10 protein-coding genes are annotated in these 20,610 nt (G+C 37.4%); 3 read left to right on the top strand and 7 right to left on the bottom strand.

The window, feature by feature from the left end:
- Positions 1-238: 238 nt before the first annotated feature.
- The 3 genes from DW721_RS01975 (at position 239) to DW721_RS01965 (ending at position 8,353) form a co-directional block, all read left to right on the top strand.
- A complete protein-coding gene (locus tag DW721_RS01975; protein ID WP_118744628.1) occupies positions 239-4,471 on the top strand; it encodes a 2-hydroxyacyl-CoA dehydratase in 4,233 nt (1,410 codons plus the stop codon).
- A gap of 108 nt (positions 4,472-4,579) precedes the next feature.
- On the top strand, positions 4,580-5,992 hold the full coding sequence (locus DW721_RS01970) for a glycosyltransferase (RefSeq protein WP_118744627.1): 1,413 nt from the start codon (positions 4,580-4,582) through the stop codon (positions 5,990-5,992).
- A 153-nt stretch (positions 5,993-6,145) separates the two neighbouring features.
- On the top strand, positions 6,146-8,353 hold the full coding sequence (locus DW721_RS01965; RefSeq protein ID WP_118744626.1) for an Ig-like domain-containing protein: 2,208 nt from the start codon (positions 6,146-6,148) through the stop codon (positions 8,351-8,353).
- A gap of 232 nt (positions 8,354-8,585) precedes the next feature.
- On the opposite strand, the gene DW721_RS01960 is transcribed toward DW721_RS01965, so the two are convergent.
- From DW721_RS01960 to DW721_RS01925, 7 genes are all read right to left on the bottom strand, one after another.
- Complete coding sequence (locus tag DW721_RS01960; protein WP_118744625.1) at positions 8,586-9,917, bottom strand: AAA family ATPase; 1,332 nt, start codon at positions 9,915-9,917, stop codon at positions 8,586-8,588.
- Between the two features lie 591 nt (positions 9,918-10,508).
- Positions 10,509-11,834: a CPBP family intramembrane glutamic endopeptidase gene (locus DW721_RS01950; protein WP_118744623.1), complete on the bottom strand. Its 1,326-nt coding sequence runs from the start codon at positions 11,832-11,834 to the stop codon at positions 10,509-10,511.
- 31 nt (positions 11,835-11,865) lie between these two features.
- Complete coding sequence (locus tag DW721_RS01945) at positions 11,866-12,594, bottom strand: hypothetical protein (protein ID WP_118744622.1); 729 nt, start codon at positions 12,592-12,594, stop codon at positions 11,866-11,868.
- Between the two features lie 26 nt (positions 12,595-12,620).
- On the bottom strand, positions 12,621-14,096 hold the full coding sequence (locus DW721_RS01940) for a TrkH family potassium uptake protein (protein WP_118744621.1): 1,476 nt from the start codon (positions 14,094-14,096) through the stop codon (positions 12,621-12,623).
- A gap of 87 nt (positions 14,097-14,183) precedes the next feature.
- Positions 14,184-15,569: a Trk system potassium transporter TrkA gene (gene trkA / locus DW721_RS01935; protein ID WP_055943831.1), complete on the bottom strand. Its 1,386-nt coding sequence runs from the start codon at positions 15,567-15,569 to the stop codon at positions 14,184-14,186.
- A gap of 172 nt (positions 15,570-15,741) precedes the next feature.
- Positions 15,742-16,371, bottom strand: coding sequence for a TetR/AcrR family transcriptional regulator (locus tag DW721_RS01930; RefSeq protein ID WP_118744620.1), 630 nt, complete (start codon positions 16,369-16,371; stop codon positions 15,742-15,744).
- 2 nt (positions 16,372-16,373) lie between these two features.
- Positions 16,374-20,303 (bottom strand): efflux RND transporter permease subunit, encoded by a 3,930-nt coding sequence (locus DW721_RS01925; RefSeq protein ID WP_118744619.1) that lies wholly within the window; start codon positions 20,301-20,303, stop codon positions 16,374-16,376.
- Positions 20,304-20,610 lie beyond the last annotated feature (307 nt).

Below are 20,610 nucleotides of genomic sequence, written 5' to 3'. Positions count from 1 at the left end.
CCTCTGCGATATAATAAATATAATAAATATGCGTCATAAAACGACCGGCTTCTTCATATTTAATACAAATATCATATTTCATATTTCAAACTTTCTTTATATTATATTCATAAGGATTTAATTTTGACACAAAAAATTTAAGACGGCTGTCAGACACTGCCACTTGAAATAAGAAATAGTTTGTCATATAATAGCAGAATATGGCGACTTTTGGCTATGATATAGAAAGAGGTACACGATGAAATTAGATTTTAACACACTTGGTATTGATATTGGTTCAACTACTGTTAAGATTGCTATATTGAACAAAGACGGCGAGATAATCTTTTCAGATTATCAGAGACATTATGCCAACATTCAGGAAACTTTGGCTAAAATCATAGATGAAGCATATGAGGAATTTGGAGATATACCTGTCTCACCTATGATAACCGGTTCAGGCGGACTTACTCTGTCTAAGCATATGGAAATTCCTTTTGTGCAGGAAGTAGTAGCCGTCGCTACATCTTTAAAAGACTATGCACCAAGAACTGATGTTGCAATAGAGCTTGGTGGCGAGGATGCAAAGATAATCTATTTTACCGGCGGTATCGACCAACGTATGAACGGCATATGTGCAGGCGGTACAGGTTCATTTATCGACCAAATGGCTACTCTTTTAAAGACTGACGCCGCAGGTCTTAATGAATACGCTAAAAATTATAAGGCTATATATCCTATCGCCGCAAGATGCGGTGTATTTGCAAAAACAGATATTCAGCCTCTTATAAATGAAGGTGCAACTAAGGAAGACCTTTCCGCATCCATCTTTCAGGCTGTCGTAAACCAGACTATAAGCGGACTTGCCTGTGGTAAACCTATAAAAGGAAATGTTGCTTTCCTTGGTGGTCCACTTCATTTCCTTACTGAGCTTAAACAGGCATTTATAAGAACGCTCGGACTTGAGGGAGATGCCATAATCGCACCTGAGCACTCACATCTCTTCGCCGCATCCGGTGCTGCAATGAATGCCCATGCAGATTTGCAGTCCTCTCTCGGAGAGTTAAAAGAAAAACTTTCACATAAAATAGAACTTGAATTTGAAGTAACAAGAATGGAGCCTTTGTTTGCTTCTGAAAAAGAATACGAAGATTTCACTGAAAGACATAACAAACACAATGTGAGAAAAGGTGATTTTTCATCATATAAAGGTGACCTTTTCTTAGGTATAGATGCCGGTTCAACTACAACAAAAGTTGCAGTTATCGGTGACGACGGTTCATTATTATACTCATTCTATAGCAGCAACAACGGAAGTCCGTTAAAGACTGCATTAAAAGCAATGAAAGATATATACTCAAAAATGCCTGAGGGTGCAAGAATAGTACGCTCATGCTCAACCGGTTATGGTGAGGCACTTCTTAAATCAGCACTTCTTCTTGACGAGGGCGAAGTAGAAACTGTCGCACATTATACTGCTGCCGCATTCTTTGACCCTAATGTAGACTGTATTCTTGATATAGGCGGTCAGGATATGAAATGTATCAAGATAAAAAATAACTCGGTCGACAAAGTCCAGTTAAATGAAGCCTGCTCATCGGGTTGTGGTTCATTTATCGAAACTTTTGCAAAATCACTCAACTATGAGGTAGCTGACTTTGCAAAGATAGCTTTATTTGCCGAAAATCCTATCGACCTCGGTTCAAGATGCACGGTATTTATGAACTCAAAAGTCAAGCAGGCGCAGAAAGAGGGAGCAAGTGTTGCCGACATTTCAGCCGGACTTGCATACTCTGTTATCAAAAATGCACTGCTTAAAGTTATCAAACTTACAGACCCTAAAGACCTCGGAAAGCAGGTAGTCGTTCAGGGCGGTACTTTCTACAATGATGCTGTACTCAGAAGTTTTGAGCGTATATCAGGCTGTGAAGCGATAAGACCTGACATAGCAGGTATCATGGGTGCTTTCGGTGCTGCACTTATTGCAAAAGACAGATATACGGGACAGAAAAGCACAATGCTTTCATTTAAGGAAATAAATGAGCTTCGTTTTAAAACATCAATGACGAGATGTCAGGGATGTATAAACCATTGTCTGCTCACGGTAAATGAATTTACGGGTGACCGCAAGTTTATTTCAGGAAACCGCTGTGAGAAAGGACTCGGACTTGAAAAGAACAAAGAACAGATTCCAAATCTTTTTGAATATAAAAATGAGCGTGTATTCAGACATTACAAACCACTTAAAAAGGCTGATGCCCCCAGAGGAGTTGTCGGAATCCCACGCGTATTAAATATGTACGAAAATTATCCATTCTGGTTCACATTCTTCACAAAACTCGGTTACAGTGTAAAACTTTCTCCTGTATCAAGCAGAAAGATTTATGAACTCGGTATCGAATCGATTCCAAGTGAGTCGGAATGTTATCCTGCAAAACTCGCACACGGTCATGTTACATGGCTTATAAGACAGGGACTTGAATACATATTCTACCCTTGTATTCCTTATGAGCGTGTCGAAGTGCCTGACGCAGGAAACCACTACAACTGCCCTATCGTCACATCCTACGGTGAAAATATAAAAAACAATATTGAAGAATTGCGTGATGATAAGATAAAATACCAGAATCCGTTTATCTCTCTTGAGAGTGAGGAAATACTTACAAAGCGTCTTGTGGATTTCTTCCGTAAAGAAAACGGTATCCCTGCCGCTGAGATAAAAGCAGCAGCACACGAGGGCTGGCTTGAAATGCAGGCTGTTCGTGAAGATATGACCAAAAAGGGAAAAGAGGTACTTCAATATCTCAAAGAAACAGGCAGACACGGCATCGTGCTCGCAGGCCGCCCATACCACAGCGACCCTGAGATAAACCATGGTATTCCTGACCTTATCACATCATACGGTGTTGCAGTTCTCACAGAGGACAGCATTTCAGAACTTTCCGATGTTGACCGTCCTACTATCGTAATGGATCAGTGGATGTATCATTCAAGACTGTATAAGGCAGCTTCATTTGTTGCCAAAAATGACAATCTTGACCTTATACAGTTAAACTCATTTGGCTGCGGTCTTGATGCCGTTACAACAGACCAGGTGAACGACATTCTCACAAAACAAAATAAGATATACACTGTATTAAAGATAGATGAAGTAAACAACTTAGGTGCGGCAAGAATCCGTATCCGTTCACTCCTCGCCGCCGTAAAAGACAGGGAACGCAAAAAAATCGAGGCTAAGCGTGTTGACACTGCACACCACAGAGTTATATTCACGGAACAGATGAGAAAAGACTACACGATACTCGTACCTGATATGTCTCCTATCCACTTTGAGATACTCGAATCTGCACTTGCTTCCTGCGGTTACAAGGTAGAGGTATTAAAGGCAGACAGCAAATGTATAGATTACGGTCTTAAATATGTAAACAATGATGCGTGCTATCCGTCACTTATCGTTGTAGGACAGTTTATGCAGGCACTTTTGTCAGGAAAATACGACCTCCACAAAGTTGCCCTTATCATCACGCAGACAGGTGGCGGCTGCCGTGCAACAAACTATATAGGATTTATCAGACGTGCACTCGAAAAAGCTGGAATGGGTTATATCCCTGTCATCTCAATGAGTGCCGGAATTGAGAAAAATCCAGGCTTAAAGGTAAATCTCGAAATGGCAAACAAGGCACTCCAGGCACTTATATACGGTGATGTGTTCATGCGTGTGCTCTACAAGACAAGACCTTACGAAAAAGTAAAAGGCTCTGCAAATGCACTCCATGAAAAATGGAAAAAGATTGCTATCGAGTCAGTTAAAAAGGCAAATAAGAAGCAATTTAAGAAAAACATCCAGAATATCGTTAAGGAATTTGATGAACTTGAACTTGTTGACATAAAGAAGCCAAAAGTAGGTATTGTAGGTGAGATACTTGTTAAATTCATGCCGCTTGCAAACAACTTTATAGTTGAGCTTCTCGAAGAAGAAGGTGCAGAAGCCGTATGCCCGGATCTTATTGACTTCTTTATGTATAGCTTATACAACGCAAACTTTAAGGCTGAATACCTCGGCAAGAAAAAATCAAGTGCAAAGATAAACAATTTCCTTATATGGTTTATCGAGAGATACCGTAAATGTGCAAATGACGCACTTGCCGCAAGCAAACGCTTCCACCCTACCGTTCCGATTCAGAAACTTGCAGAATACGCTTCACCTATCGTATCATGTGGTAATCAGACAGGTGAGGGATGGTTCCTTACGGGTGAGATGATAGAACTTATAAAATCAGGTGTTCCAAACATCGTCTGCACACAGCCGTTTGGCTGTCTGCCTAACCATGTCGTGGGTAAAGGTGTAATAAAAGAACTCCGTCACCAGTACCCTGATTCAAACATTGTGGCAGTAGACTACGATCCGGGGGCAAGTGAGGTAAACCAGCTTAACAGAATTAAACTTATGCTCTCAACAGCTGGAAAAAATCTGCAAATAGAAAACCTGTAGACAGAAAGCAATGAAGAAACAGCCTGGAAATTATAGGCTTGCTTGTTATTTACAACAGTAAAAATCTATATCTGCAGATGCTTACATCTGCGGAGTGGAGGTTTTAAAATGAATATACTTATATGCAGATGGGATATTTTCGTATATCCCGATATACTGGATACTTTGAAAAATGAGGGACATCTTTGTGATGTCCTTGATTTTTCTGCTATAAAAATGAGAGATGAAGATATTGCTTTTTTTTCCAAAACACTTGAAGCTAAAATTTCTGGCATAAATAGCAATTTTCAAAATAATTTCCCTGCTGTCAATTCACCCAAAAATAATTTATCACCTTTACCACTCTCTGAAAAAACATCAGAGAAACTAACAAAATACGATGCTGTTTTTTCAGTAAATTATTTTTCATATATAGCCGAGGTCTGCCACAGACAAAACATCCGTTATATATGTTACAATGTCGACTCTCCTCTTTTAAATATGCAGCATCCGTCAGTAAATTACCAAACCAACTGTATATATACATTTGACAGTAGTGAAGCAAAACATTTTAACAATAATGGAACAGATACCGTTCATTACCTGCCACTATGTACTAATACAAAACGTGTACAGGCACTTATTGAAAACAGTCATAATTTATCAGATTTAACAGACAATGACTTTATAAAGTCAAACTTGCCTGAGCAGACTGCATACAAAAATATTTCTATAAAAAATATAAATTTAAAACAAACAGAAAATTATACAACTGCAAAATCTGAATACACAAAAAGCTATAAAAACAATTTATTTTCAAAATATAAGTACGATATTTCATTTGTGGGAAATCTTTATGACAAAAACCGCTATGACGAAATGGAGCACACACTCCCCGACTACCTCTGCGGCTATATGGATGCCGCTATCGAAGCACAGTTAAATGTGAGCGGAGGTAATCTCTTAAAAAATATGCTCACACCTGAAATCATTGATATGCTGTCCGAATATACAGATATAAAAAGGAGTACACAGTCAAATGCGGATTTAAAATTTCACTTTGCAACAAGTGTACTCTCACACAAAACAGCCGCTAAAATGCGTACAATGACACTTAACAGACTTGCCATGAAATATCCTAAGAATGTCCATCTTTTCACGACAAGTGACTCTTCTGCCCTGTTTCCCATGCTCATAACACATAAAGCCGCAGATTATTTTTTAGAAGCACCACTTGTTTTTGCGCACTCTAAGATAAACATAAATATGACAGCACCAAATATCGAGACCGGAATACCTTTAAGAGTATTTGATATACTCGGAGCGGGTGGCTTTCTCATTACTGACTGGAGAGAGGATTTAAAAGACTGTTTCACGATTGGAAAAGACCTTGAAGTTTACGACGGCATAGATGACCTTCTCGAAAAAACGGACTATTATCTGAAACATGAAGATAAACGGACAGCTATTGCAAGACATGGTCTTGAAACGGTGCAAAACAGGCATGATTATAGTGTGAGGATGAGGGAGATTCTGGGGTAAGAAATACCATCAGGGATGCGTAAATTTATATTTACACATCTATTGATTTCACAACACACTTTTTGTATAATTCATTTAAATAATACATTTTTTGACATTTATCATTTTAAGTGCTGCCACCATAAATAGTTATAGAAAGGACAGGTGAAATCTATGAAAAAACATCTATCAAAGTTACTTTTATTTTTCTTGTGCATAAGCTTTTTTGTGACAATTTCAAATAAATCAAATGCAGCAGAAGAAATCATCCCGGTCAACATCTCAGTACAATATGGCCAGACGGAAGCCAGGACAATCCTTGACATGATAAATGAGATGAGAACGAGTGATTATGATGCCTGGTGCTGGAATGAAACCAATACAAAAAAAGACGCATATTTTGGAGATGCTCTTACTTATGATTATGATTTGGAGAAACTTGCAATGAAGCGTGCAGCGGAACTTGTAATACGGTATGATCATACCAGACCAAATGGTGAAGACTCTTCTAGCATTTATAAAGAAGAAAATATCACTGATTGGCAATCTGTAGGAGAGAATATTGCAATAGGCTATCACTCAGCACAAGCAGTAAATACAGCATGGCGTGAAGATGGTGAAAAATATAACGGACAAGGACACCGCAGAAATATGTTAAATCCTAAGTTTAACTGCGTTGGAATTGGCCATGTAAAATACGATGGCTGTGACTACTGGGTGGAAGAATTTGCATACAGACCTTCTGTCAATACAACTAAAACATCAGCAATTGACAACGAGCAGATTACGGCTATTTCATTAATTAAGAGCAAGATTAAAAATATTGAACTATGTTTTGATAAAGATTCATATATTCTTAAAACCGGAGAAACAATAACACCAAATATAAAAACTATGATTAATTATCTGGGAGGTAAGGCATTTGTGGCAGATATACCGGACATTTCTGTCACTGATTCTTCGATTGCCACTTATAGTGATGGGAAAATTTCAGGTGTCAAAGAGGGTAACACAACATTAACGGCATCGTTGTACGGATTGACAATAACAGATATGCCAACAATAACTGTACATGAATGTGATAATCATTGGAATGATGGTGAAATCACAACAGAACCGACCTGTATAAAAGAAGGCGTAAAAACTTTTACCTGTACCATCTGTGGCGATACTAAAACCGAAACGATAAGCAAGGCAGCAGACAAGCATCTTCACAGCGAAATCCGTGATAAAAAGGACGCTACCTGTAAGGATGAAGGCTATACCGGTGATACTTATTGCACCGATTGCGGTAAGAAAATCTCATCAGGTAAGACGATTGTCAAAACAGACAATCACAACTGGAATACAGGTGAGATTACAACAAGCCCGACCTGTAAAGATACGGGTGTAAAAACTTTTACCTGCACTATCTGTGGCAATACTAAAACTGAAACAGTCAAAAAAACAACAAAACATCTGCATACTGAAATCCGTAATAAAAAGGACGCTACCTGTAAAGATGAGGGTTATACCGGTGATACTTATTGTACCGATTGCGGTAAGAAAATTTCATCAGGTCAGACGACTGCCAAAACAAACAATCACAGCTATGATGATGGAAAAATCACAACAGCACCGACCTGCACAAAGAAAGGCACAAAAACTTTTACCTGCACTGTCTGTGGCAATACTAAAACCGAAACAGTCAAGGCAACAGGACATCAGCATACTGAAATCCGTAACAAAAAGGATGCTACCTGTAAGGAAAAAGGTTATACCGGTGATACTTATTGTACCGATTGTGGAAAGAAAATTTCTTCCGGTAAATCGATTGCTAAAACTGAAACTCATAGCTATGACGATGGAAAGATTACAACAAAACCTACCTGCACAAAGAGAGGTACAAAGACATATACCTGCACCATATGTGGCAATACTAAAACTGAAACAGTCAAGGCAACAGGACACAGTTATGGAGAATACAAGGTTGTAAAAAAACCAACAGCCACAAAAGACGGACTGAAATCCAGAACTTGCACTGTTTGTGGAAAAGTAGAGTCTGTTAGAATAGCTAAGACAACTTCTGATAAACAGAATACAAATACTTCAGATAAAAATTCAAATCAAAACACAAATACACAGACAAGCCAAAAGACAAAGACCACGAAAAAGATAAAACTAAACCGCACTAAACTGACTTTGAAAAAGGGTAAAACTTTTAGATTGAAAGTTACTCTAACACCGATAAACAGTCGGGATAAGATTATTTACAAAACTTCAAATAAAAAGATTGTCACTGTCAGCAAAACCGGAAAAATCAAAGCCAAAAGAAAAGGAAAAGTCAACATTACGGTAATTTCAGGTAAAAAGAAAATCGTGTGCAAAGTAACAGTAAAATAAAAGACAAATGAATACAAGTATCAATGGCATTTTAACACCCCTGCTTCTCATGATTGAGCGGCAGGGGTGATTTTTGTTTAATAATTTTAAGAATTGTATTATTGTTTAAATTTATTTGCAGATATAGGAAAAATATTTTCTTCCCTGCTCTTGTTCAGCACCAATTTACGCAACTGCCAAAAATGCCTTATGTGCCATTTTCTTAACAACTCCATTTTCTTCAAAAAATATTTTATTTTATCAAAAAAGGCATTAAATAAAATGGTTTAAACATTAAATTATCTTCCATACCCACATCTTTCTGCGATATTAAATATGCCTTATTAACATTTTGAGAAAATTTCCTACAAAACTCCTTTATCGACTCATGTTTTCCTGCACCGGATGACTTAATTTCAAATGCATTTAATTTACTTCCCTCAGAAGTCAGAAAGTCCACCTCATAATAATGTGTACTGCCATTTTTTTCCCAAGTATGATAATACAATTCCCTTCCCGATGCAGCAATCATCTGAGCGATAAGATTCTCATAGAGATACCCTAGATTTGCAGGTAATTTATCTGAAAGCATTTTTGCATATATATCATTTTCCGTTACCGGGCGGTCAATAAACATCAAAGTGACAAACAATCCGGTATCAGAAAGATATAATTTGTAACTGTCAAAATCTTTTGTATCCGTCAGACTTACTCTTGGGTCTGTTGAGTTATAACACGGTAAAACTGTTTTTGAATCTATCAATTCGTACAATAATTCTTCCATTTTTATATTATTTTTCTTTCCGATTGCTGTTGTAATCCGATATTTTCTTACATCTTTTGAAAGCTGTGCCGGAATGGAATGGTACAGTGCCGATATTCTCCCTGATGAATCAATTTTTTTAAAATCTTCCTCATAAAGAGAAATTATCTGTCTTTTAACCATATCAATTTCTGAAAAGTTTTTCCCATTTATATATGCTTCTACCGCCTGCGGCATCCCCCCCACTGCCATATATATCCTCAAATCTCTCATTAATTTACGGTTAGTTGCCTGTCCGATAGCCGTACCACAATCAAAAATCTGTTGCAAAAGTTCATAACTGCTACCCGCAGCATTACAAAATTCTTCATAATCCATAGGATAAACCTGTATCTTCATTTCCTCAGATGGGATTAAAATATCTTTTACATTTTTCCTGATTGAAATCAAAGAACCTGTTTCCAAATAACTGTATCTGCCATCAGACACAAGATGTTTTATCGCCTGCCTTGCCTTTGGAAAAAGCTGTACTTCATCAAAAATAATAAGAGAATCATGTTCATACAATGTTATTCCTGTTTCAGCCTGCAGTCTCAAAAAAAATATATTTAAATTTCCTATATCCTCAAAACAGTCTAATATATTATCTGTCACCTTTGAAAAATCTATCAATATATATGATTTATATTCATTTTTTGCAAAACTTTCAGAAATCGTCGATTTGCCGACTCGCCTTGCCCCCTCCAATAATACCGCATATTTATCTGAATAAAGTTTCTTCCAGTCTAATAGTTTATTATATGCTTTTCTTTTAAAATACATATCTGCCTCCATAATATAGGTGTGTCAATAAATCTAAAATATTTGTTTGCATGTGCACAATCGTATTTTGGACTTTTGACACTTACATCATATTATATGTTATATACTTTTCTTCAAGATATTATACATCATATTTGTGACTTTCTTCAAGATTATCTTTATCATATTTGTGACTTTCTTCAAAATTATATTTGCTGTTTTTGTGGCTTTCTTCAAAGTTATATTCGCTGTTTTTGTGACTTTCTTCAAAGTTATATTTGCTGTTTTTGTGACTTTCTTCAATATTTTTCTCTTTTATTCAAAAAACATTCAACTTTTAGTTCTCATCTGAACTTACAGTTCAGTCAATTCCACTTCGTTTCCATGCTCTTTTATTAATCTTATTAAATCATCTGCCTGCAAATAAATCGTAGCACTATTGTCATTTGGATGCATAATATACCTCTTTTCATAATTTTACATCTATCTTTTTTTACCTCTATAGAACAATATTGGGAGGAAAGTTATTTTGCCCCCAACTAAAATCACTAATCAGCATATTTTCACGCACTTCTTATATTTCCTAACTTATATTTCTTAAAACAAAATACCTTATGACCCAAAATAATTACTGTCAAAGCCTGTTTTTTCAGGTTCTTTCTGTGCGTTTTTATTTACATCCGCATTGTTACTTTCCTGCCCTGCCACATTGTTATTATTTATGTCGCCATTGGCAATATTTACATTCTGCGTACCGGATGCTTTCTGATAAGAATCCCCCGTCCCTGTAAATGCCCCGTCACCGTTGCCGCCACTGTTTTCTCCATCTGCGTTACCGCTGAATATATCTTTTACATCACTGTTTTTATCATATCCGTTTGGATTTCCAAATATATCGTCATCGGACATTCCCATCTGTCTCTCCATCTCTTTTCTAAGTTCTTCAAATTCAATCTCATTCTGGCTCGGCTGCTCGCTCTTTTCTATAAGTTTTCCTTTGCTGTCAAGGTGTTTGCCCACGATAAATATTGCAATGATAAGCACTATCGTTATCGCAAAACCGCCCTCCATTCCAAAACTTCCACCGTTTATAACAGATGCACCGCCCTCTGCTGATGTCGATGTAAAGATAGAACTTGTAATCTTATTTCCGCTGACGCTTATTCCGTAAAGATTGCCCTGAACAAAATTCCATACACTGTGGAATGCTCCAACTATCCATATGTTTTCACAATCTACAAATAATAGTGCCGCAAACAATCCATATAAGAAAAGATTAAACATTGCAAGACCGTCAACACCACTGTTCATGCCGTGAAGCATTGCAAAGAAAAATGCACTAAATATAGCAGCGTTTATCACATGGTATCTCCTTGTCAATGACACGAATAAATAGCCTCTGCAAAGAACTTCCTCTGCCATTCCCTGAATCATATAACCTATAAAATATCCTATGATATAAATTACCGGGATATTTTGTGCTATGCCATCAAAAGTAATGCTTCTTGTGAGGATACAGATAAGGTATGCCACCGAAAATGCGACAAGTGATAAAATCATTCCTTTAACATAGCTTAAAATTGCACCTTTTTTCTTAAAACCGAGTGTATTTAATTTTCTCTTTTCAACAAACCTGCAATACAGACATACTACGACTATTATCAACAATTCTGAGATAAGTGTTACTATAGTCATCCACTCAGGCATATTTGATATAAGCTGCATCATCTTGTTTATATCAGGCTGACCTGATGTTATCATATCTATATACTCATTATTTCCAAGCATATTTGCCATCATTGCAGGTACCTGAATAATACCGCCTGCCATAGAGCCGACAATAAATAGTGCTATCGCAATACAGATTTCTGCAAATATTCCATGCCCTCTTTTTACTGCTGCCGCCTGCATAAATTTAGGTTTTCTGATTTCTTTCATAATGTTAAAACTTTTGTTCCTCTCTTTAAATTTACTTTTTTACTTTAACCTTCTTAACCGTTGACCACTTACCATACAAACGCTTTCCTTTTTTCAGCGTATAACCTCTTACTTTTATATAATAAGTTTTTTTCTTTTTTAGCCCTGACAAAGTGTAAGAACATTTCATTGTTGCTTTTGTCTTTGGTTTTCTAAAGCTTTTATAAATAGAATATTTAACCTGATAGACAAGTGCTTTACTCTGTTTTTTCCATGTAAGCTTTATCTTCTTTTTTGATACATTTTTTGCCTTTGTTATCTTAACTTTTCCCGGTGCAACAATTTTTTTATCAACAACAGTTATGCTTTTTTTAGTAGTTACAACCGTAGGCTTTGTGGTTGGTGCATTTGTCGCCGTCGCATCTGCTCCCGGTGTTGTCCTCGGTGTAAGCGTCGAAGCCGGATTTGTCGGCACCGGATTTGTTGTAGCAGGTATATATGTAACAGACGGTGAAGTTGACGGCACAGTCGTTTTGTCAGAATCAGCTGGTTCTTCCGTTGAAATAACTGTTGCTGTCGGATCTGGTGTAAATGTTGCTGATGGCGTAGCTGTAACTGTCTCCCCAGATGACACGCTTGAACCTGATGTCGCCATTATTTTATAGCTTCCGGTGCTTTCTGCCGCTTTTACACTCCAATCAGGTGCATACTGGGACAAAAGACCTAATATAATACAAAATGTCATAAACAATGCTGTTATTTTTTTATCCTTTTTTTTCATAACTGCCTCCGTAAATTCTTTTTTAGTTAGTCCCTCACGCATTTTGCATGATGCTTTATCTTAAACATTTCCTTCCATATGGCAGGATGGAAAAGTATAAGGAGCGGGAATAATTCAAGTCTTCCTGCAAGCATATCAAATATAAGTACCAGCTTTGACAATACATTAAAATGACCGAAATTGCAAGTCGGTCCCACAAGGGCAAGACCCGGACCTATATTATTCATTGTTGCCGCTACCGCCGTAAAGTTTGTTATAAGGTCTTTATCTTCAAATGACAATACAAATACCGATGCTGCAAATAATATAAAAAATGTTATAAAAAATACATTTACTGAGCGAACGACCTCGTGCTCTACCGGTTTTTTGTCAATCTGAATTTTTCTTATACATTTTGGATGTATATATGACTCTAAGTCCTTTATAATTGTTTTTATGAGTATTATAAATCTGGATACTTTAATTCCGCCGCCTGTACTTCCGGCACATGCACCACAAAACATCAGAAATACGAGAACAGTTTTACAAGTCTGCGACCACTTGTTGAAATCAACACTTGAAAATCCTGTTGTTGTGATAATTGATGCAACCTGAAATGATGCCTGCGTAAGTGCCTCAAAAAAGGACTTTGTTGTATCTATTATATGACAGAATATAATTCCTACTGCCGCTATTATGATAAGGAAATAATATCTTACTTCCTCCATCTTAAATGCTTTTTTAAACTGTTTATATAAAATATAATAATATGCATTGAAATTTACGCCAAATAATATCATAAATATTGTAAGCACCCACTGTATATATGTCGAATAACTTGCTGCACTGTCATTTTTGATACCAAATCCACCTGTTCCTGCTGTTCCAAATGCCGTCGCAAGTGAGTCAAATAAAGGCATCTTTCCTATACATAAGAATATTATCTGAACAACCGTAAGTGTAATATAGATTATATACAATATCTGTGCGGTATGTTTTACTTTAGGCACGAGTTTGCCAACAGATGGACCCGGACTTTCAGCTCTCATAAGATTTATTCTTGAGCCGCCTCCAAGTGGTATTATTGCAAGCAGAAATACAAGTACACCCATTCCACCGAGCCAGTGTGTAAAACTTCGCCACATAAGCGTGCAATGAGAAAGTACCTCAACATCACTTAATATGCTTGCTCCCGTTGTCGTAAAACCTGATACCGTCTCAAAAAGTGCATCTATAAGAGATGGTATCTCGCCTGTCAATATAAACGGAATGCATCCAAAAAAACTCATAAATATCCAGCTCAGTGCCGTAGCCACGCAGCCCTCTTTAAGATAAAATACAGAACTGTTTGCCTTTTTGTGAGTCATAAGCATACCGAGTAAAAAAGTGACAATGCCAACACCTAGATAGACAAACCCTTCTTTTTCCATGTAACAAAGTGCAACAATGCACGGAAGCAGCATAAATGCTGCTTCCACCTTTAAAACACTGCCTAAAATATATCTTATAATCGACCTGTTCATTTTTTAATCTCCCCGAATTAAAAAATCTTAATTCTTATAAATATTTATACTTTTCAAAATCTGAAAAAACTTAACATACACCAAAAATCACTCTAAAATATCAAGAATAGTATTAAATCCGGTCTGCGTTGTGATTATCATAACGGTGTCATTTACCTGTATAAAGTCTTGCCCTGTCGGTATGATTATCCTGCCGTTTCTGTTTATAAATGAAATAAGCACTCCTTTTTTTATATTTAGATCCATAATTGCTTTATTTGTCACCGCTGAGGCTTCTTCCACTGAAAATTCTATAGCTTCTACTCTTGAATCACAAAGCTGGTAAAGTGTCTGGATATGATTGCTCTTTGAAGCATTTTTCGCCCTTACATAAGCTATTATCGCCTCTGATGTAATATATTGCGGATACATTATGCTTCCGAGGTCAAGATTGTTTATAACACTTTTAAAATTTGTTCTCGTTATCTTAGTGATAACTTTTGCATTTGAAACCTGCTTTGCATGAAGCGTGAGCATTATGTTCTCTTCATCTATTCCGGTAAGAGGTATAAATGATTCAACATTTTCTATACCCTCCTCAAAGAGCACTTCCTCGTCTGAACCGTCAGCGTTTATTATGACCGCTTTTGGCAGAAGGATACTTAGTTCCTCGCATCTTGCCTTGTTTTGCTCAATTATCTGCACTGAGATTCCCATACCAAGAAGCTGGTTTGCAAGATAATATGCAGCCTTTCCACCGCCTACTATCATCGTATTTTTAACCTGTTTAGTTTTTAATCCGAATTTCTGCATAAAACTCTTTACGGTCTTTCTGTGAGCCACAAATGACAAAATATCACCTTTCTGCATCACAAAATCTCCCCATGGGATATAAACTTCACCGGCTCTTTCTATCATACAGATAAGTACATTTGCAATACCTCTTTTTCCAAACTCCTGTATTGAAATGCCATCGAGCATACTTCCCTCTGTTATTTTCAATTTGATAAGTTCAGCCTGTCCGTGTGCAAATGAGTTTACCTCAAGTGCTGTCGGCAGACAAAGAATCCTTGTCGCTTCTATGGCGGCTTCAAGCTCCGGATTTATTATCATCGTAAGTCCTAACTTTTCCCTTAAATAGCTTGCCTCCGTACTATAATCAGGTGTTCTTACCCTTGCTACCGTATCACACTGGCTTACATGTTTTGCGACTGTGCAGCACAAAAGGTTAAGCTCATCAGAATCCGTGACTGCAATGAGCATATCAGCCGCTTCAATTCCTGCCTCCATCTGTACACTGTAACTTGCTCCATTTCCCGCAAGTCCCATAATATCGTACTGATTTGCTATCTCCATGACCTTTTCACGGCTTCTGTCTATAATGGTAATATCATGTCCCTCTTTGCTAAGTTGTCTTACAAGTGCATTTCCAACCTTTCCACATCCTACGATTATGATGCTGAGTCCTGATTTTACCGGTTTCTTAAATTTCATTATCTTCTTAACTCCTTTTTTAAGATAAACTTTTCAGTCGAATATCCGCAATCCGTTCTGCAATTTGCTCATAACATATGATAGACTTATCCTAGTACATAATATGCGTTTTGTCAAAGCCAAAAATAAGTTATATGAATATTTCTGTCAATATCCATAAAACTTACCCTTTTTAATGCTTTTTATATTTCTTTTCTAATGTATCTATCTCTCCATATACTGTTTCCCTTACCTTTTCACTATCACACTCGATTCCGTTTTTTCCCATAATGAAAATCTTGAAAAAAAGTCCGAGACTTATCGATGCAAATATGTTTATAAGTGAGAGTATCTCATCATCACTTTCCACATTCAGACTGTTTTTATCTATATACTTAAACATTATTCCTTTGGGCGTTTTTGCTTCTTCTAACTTTCCTTTCATCCTTTCACTCACTATCATGTCAAACACCCACGGCTGTGAAAACATTCTTTTCATTCCATTCATTTTTTCGCTAAATCCCGCCGTGATTATACAGTCCGTTGCCTTTCTCATAAATGCAAATATATCACCGTTGCAGTCTTTTATGAAATTTTCAACAAAATCAAATGCTTCATTTTTATGCGTATCAACAATATATAGAAATATGTCTTTTTTATCCTCAAAATACTGATAAAAACTTCCTCTTGGTATCGCCGCCTCTTTTATTATACGGTTTATGGATGCCGCCTCGAATGAATTTTCAAGAAACTCACGCTCGGCAGCAGCCATTATCCTTTCTCTTTTTTCATCAGGCAGCCTGTAAAATGTTTCCTTTGGCATTTTTACTCTCCATCTGTCAGATAATCCTGTGCTTCATCAGGTATATCATCCATATCATCACTTCCGGTATCTATATCCTTTGGCTGTTTACGATATAGAATATCATACATTATAGGCACTATGTAAAGTGTCATAAATGTTGAATAGATAAGGCCGAAGCATACGACTATAGCCATACCCTGCTGCATTGCATTTCCTGCATCCTGTGAGAATACCATAACACTCATTGACAGAATTGTCGTAAGTGCCGTCATAAGAATAGGACGCATACGAGTCTTACCTGTTCCTACAAGTGCCGCACGCTTCTCAACGCCGCCAATCCTGAGTTTGTTTGCATAATCAACAAACACGATACCATTGTTTACGACTGTTCCCATAAGTATCATAAATCCCATCATAGACATTGCCGAGATTGACTGTCCGAATGCGAGAAGTCCTAACATACCACCCGTAAATGCAAGCGGTATCGTAAAGATAATGATAAATGGTGAGAGTAAACTCTGAAACTGTGCCACCATTACAAGATATATGAGCAAAAGTCCGAGTGCAAGTGCCTGGACAAGCTGTGCCATCATATCATTTACCTGCGTTGATGAACCGCCTATCTCAGCAGTATATCCATCCGGCATCTTATACTTATCTATCTTTTTCTGAAGTTCTCTTGAGAGAAGTGCCGCATTCTCATTTTCGTCTACATCAGCCGAAACAGTTATCATCTGGGACTGATTTTCTCTTGAAAGAGTCTGTGCAGCCTTTCCCTCGTCTTTCTTTGCAAATTTTGAAAGCTTGTAAGTTTTTTTCTTATCATTACCATTTGAGTCTTTTGTTGTCGCGGTAACTTCGGCTTTCATAAGATTTTCGTATGTAAGTTCATCTGTCTTATTTACAAGTTTTACGTCAACATCCGTATCATCAACATTTAATGTTATTGAGGTTTTGTCTGTATTGATGCGTGCCGCAAGCTGCTGGTATATTCCCGCAACCGTAAGTCCTGCGTTTGCAACCTTGTTTTTGTCAAGTGTAAGATGTATCTCTTTGTCTGAGTCCTCAAGACCATTTTTTGCATTACTGCATCCATCAATGCTGTTTAACATCTTCTTATAGTCATTGCTCAACTCAACGAGTTTATCCATATCGTCACCGTAGATATTGACTTCAAGTCCCTGACTCATCATACTTCCCATACCTCCGAGTGCTGATGATGAAACCGTAAGTTCCTTACACTTTATGTCTTTTGTGTTTTTCTCAATAGTCTTTCTTATCTTCTTAAACTGCTTTGTAGTCTTAATATCACTCTTTGTTATTATATTGAAAGTAAAACTTGTGTAATTGTCTGATGCCGCACCAAGCGAACCGGACATAGCACTTGCATTTCCGTCCGTAACACCGACTTTGTCAATTCCATCAACTTTCATTATAGCTGCCATAACCTTATCGGCAGTCTTATATGCACTCTTCTTGCTGGTTTTCTTGTCAACTTCAAGACTTACGGAAATCTGGTTACTCTCCATGCTGTCCATCATTACAAGTCCCATTCCTGAAAGTTTCCACACGCATACCACCAGAAGTCCTATTGCAATGATAAGCGGTATTGCTTTATGTTTAAGGAAAAATTCAAGCGACTTTCCGTAGGCATCTTTTATCTTATCAAAAAGTTTGTGCTTAGGATTCTTTACTTTCTTAAGCATTATAGAGCCCATAGTAGGTACTACCGTTATCGCAACAAGAAGTGAAGCGATAAGTGAATATGATATTGTGAATGAAAACGGTATGAGCATCTGGCTTACAGTTCCTGATGTATATACCATAGGCAGAAATACACATATAGTCGTTATGGTCGATGCTATGATAGGTCCGAGCACCTGTTTTGTTCCCTGTACTGCTGCCCTCGGTGCTGATAGACCTTTGTTTCTAAGTCGATAGATATTCTCCATAACTACAACCGAGTTGTCAACAAGCATACCTATTCCGAGACAAAGACCTGCAAGCGACATTACATTTATGTTTATTCCGGTGAAGTACATTATAACAAGTGCAAAAAGTACACTGAACGGAATACTAAATGCCACGACTATAGTTGGTCTTACATCCTTAAGGAACAACGCAAGCACGATAATCGCAAGCACCGCACCCATAACGATACTGCTTAAAACACTGGAAATGATAGTTTTTATAAAGTCACCCTGATTACTTAACGGTGTTATTGAAAGTCCTTTATATTTTCCCTCAAGTTCCTTAAATGAGTCTGTAAGTGCATTTGTCACATCACTTGTACTCGCCGTACTTGATTTGTATATAGCAAGCATAACCGAATCCTTGCCGTTAATCTTTGCATACTGGTCACCTACATTGTCAACCGTAACAACATTTGCAACATCAGATATTCTTATTGAACCAACACCTTTTACTTTTGTGAGCACCATGTTTTTAATCTGTTTTGCATTCTCATAGTTTTCACCTATCTGTATAAGCCACTGGTCATCATTTTTGTCATCAATATATCCGGCAGGCATTGAAAAGTTCTGTGCCGTGATAAGCTGTGACAATGTATCAAGTGTAAGAAGCGAATCAAGATTTGCATTTTCAAGTGCTGCATCTTTTGATTCGTCAAGCTGCTTCTGTGCATCTTTAAGTTCCTTCTTTGCATTTGCTATCTCTTTTTTAGCCGCCTGCATCTGAGCCTGTGCTGAACCAAAGCCTGCTGATGCCTGATATCCTCCGGCAACTGCCTGCTCCTGTTTTTTATCCATGCCTTTCATCTTCTCATTAATCTTGTCAACCATTGCCTGTGCAACTTTAATCTCAGTCTTTAAGTTGGCAAGTTCCGTGTTTATCTGAGGCATCCTTACTTCAGCAATATCATAAACCTTTTTCATTGATGCAACAGTGAGTTTCTTTACAGAATCTCCCTGACCCATCTTTGTGAGCCAGCTCTTAAATTTGTTAAACTCATCCGGATGGTTTATAGCATCTTTGACACTTGTAGGAATCGTTATATTGCTCATCTTAGCTGCATCACCTAGTTTTTCGTTAAATGTCTTAAACATTCCATTTAAAGATTTATATGTGGCAGGGATTTTTGCATCATTATAAGCTTTTTTCTCAGCCATAAGAGCCGTTTTATTTGCCTTAAGACTTGTGAGTGATGACTCATAAGATGCCTTCATTGCCTGAGCCTGATTCATTGCAACAGAAGCTTTTGCGAGTTTGCTCGTCGTGTTCTCCTGCTTGCTGCTTAAATTTCCCTCCTGCTCTTTTAACTTAGCATTTCCCTCATCTAATTTCTTTTTAGCTTTGTCTATCTTCTTCTGTGCATCCCTCAATTTTTTATTTGTATGCATCAGAATATCCTCATTGACTTTATCAATCTTTTTCTGGTTTAAGCGTACCTCAATGGTATCATTTATATTTCCTGTCTCCGTGATACTTGCCACACCGTTCTGTCTCTTTAGATACGGAATGACAACTTTGTCGGTAAACGCTGTAACATCTTTAATATCCTTGCCGTCATAACCAACACTTACCGCCATCGTAGCCATCATATCGGCACTTATCTCCATAAGGTTCGGCGTGCCGCAATCATCTGGAAGGTCAAGCGAATTAAGTGCCTTAGATACCCTTACAAGAGCGGCATCCATATCGGTATCATCCGAGAACTCAAGCATTGTCATGCCATAGTTACTGCTTGATGTACTAGACACCTTATTAACACCACTTATCGTTCCAAGTGCATCCTCGACAGGCTTTGTCACATTGTCCTGCACCTTCTGAGGTGAAGCACCCATCTCCGTAGTGATAACTGCAAGATACGGCATCTCCATATCCGGCATAAGATTTGTCTGCATCTTACTGAGGCTGACACCACCAAATGTCAGAACTATAGCAATAGCCACCAGCGTAAGATACGGCTTCTTAACAAACATTTTTGTCATGGTCTTTAACTTTCCTTTCTTAATAGGCTACAAAGCGAAACTGTTGTAAGCTGTGTTGATTGAGCAGATATAACAGATAATAACGCAGGCACGCTACAGCTATATAGTCTACTTATTTAATCTGCTAATATGACAAGGTGTCATATTCAACAAACGCAATTATATATGACACCCTGTCATATGTCAATAAAAAAAGTGATAGTTTATGTTCTTTTAATAAACCAGCACTTTTTTTGATAATATTTTTTATAATAAGACTTTTATTACAAACATTATGATAATCATTCTAAATCATCCCAACAAACAG

Source organism: Clostridium sp. AM27-31LB (genome assembly GCF_003480745.1).
GTDB lineage: Bacteria > Bacillota > Clostridia > Lachnospirales > Lachnospiraceae > Butyribacter > Butyribacter intestini.
This window is presented reverse-complemented; position numbering and strand designations above follow the sequence as displayed.

What these genes read in the sequence shown, in the direction of transcription:
- trkA (WP_055943831.1), bottom strand. Translation starts at nt 15,569, where the DNA reads ATGAAATTTAAGAAACCGGTAAAATCAGGACTCAGCATCATAATCGTA.
- DW721_RS01940 (WP_118744621.1), bottom strand. Translation starts at nt 14,096, where the DNA reads ATGAACAGGTCGATTATAAGATATATTTTAGGCAGTGTTTTAAAGGTG.
- DW721_RS01975 (WP_118744628.1), top strand. Translation starts at nt 239, where the DNA reads ATGAAATTAGATTTTAACACACTTGGTATTGATATTGGTTCAACTACT.
- DW721_RS01945 (WP_118744622.1), bottom strand. Translation starts at nt 12,594, where the DNA reads ATGAAAAAAAAGGATAAAAAAATAACAGCATTGTTTATGACATTTTGT.
- DW721_RS01965 (WP_118744626.1), top strand. Translation starts at nt 6,146, where the DNA reads ATGAAAAAACATCTATCAAAGTTACTTTTATTTTTCTTGTGCATAAGC.
- DW721_RS01960 (WP_118744625.1), bottom strand. Translation starts at nt 9,917, where the DNA reads ATGTATTTTAAAAGAAAAGCATATAATAAACTATTAGACTGGAAGAAA.
- DW721_RS01950 (WP_118744623.1), bottom strand. Translation starts at nt 11,834, where the DNA reads ATGAAAGAAATCAGAAAACCTAAATTTATGCAGGCGGCAGCAGTAAAA.
- DW721_RS01925 (WP_118744619.1), bottom strand. Translation starts at nt 20,303, where the DNA reads ATGACAAAAATGTTTGTTAAGAAGCCGTATCTTACGCTGGTGGCTATT.
- DW721_RS01930 (WP_118744620.1), bottom strand. Translation starts at nt 16,371, where the DNA reads ATGCCAAAGGAAACATTTTACAGGCTGCCTGATGAAAAAAGAGAAAGG.
- DW721_RS01970 (WP_118744627.1), top strand. Translation starts at nt 4,580, where the DNA reads ATGAATATACTTATATGCAGATGGGATATTTTCGTATATCCCGATATA.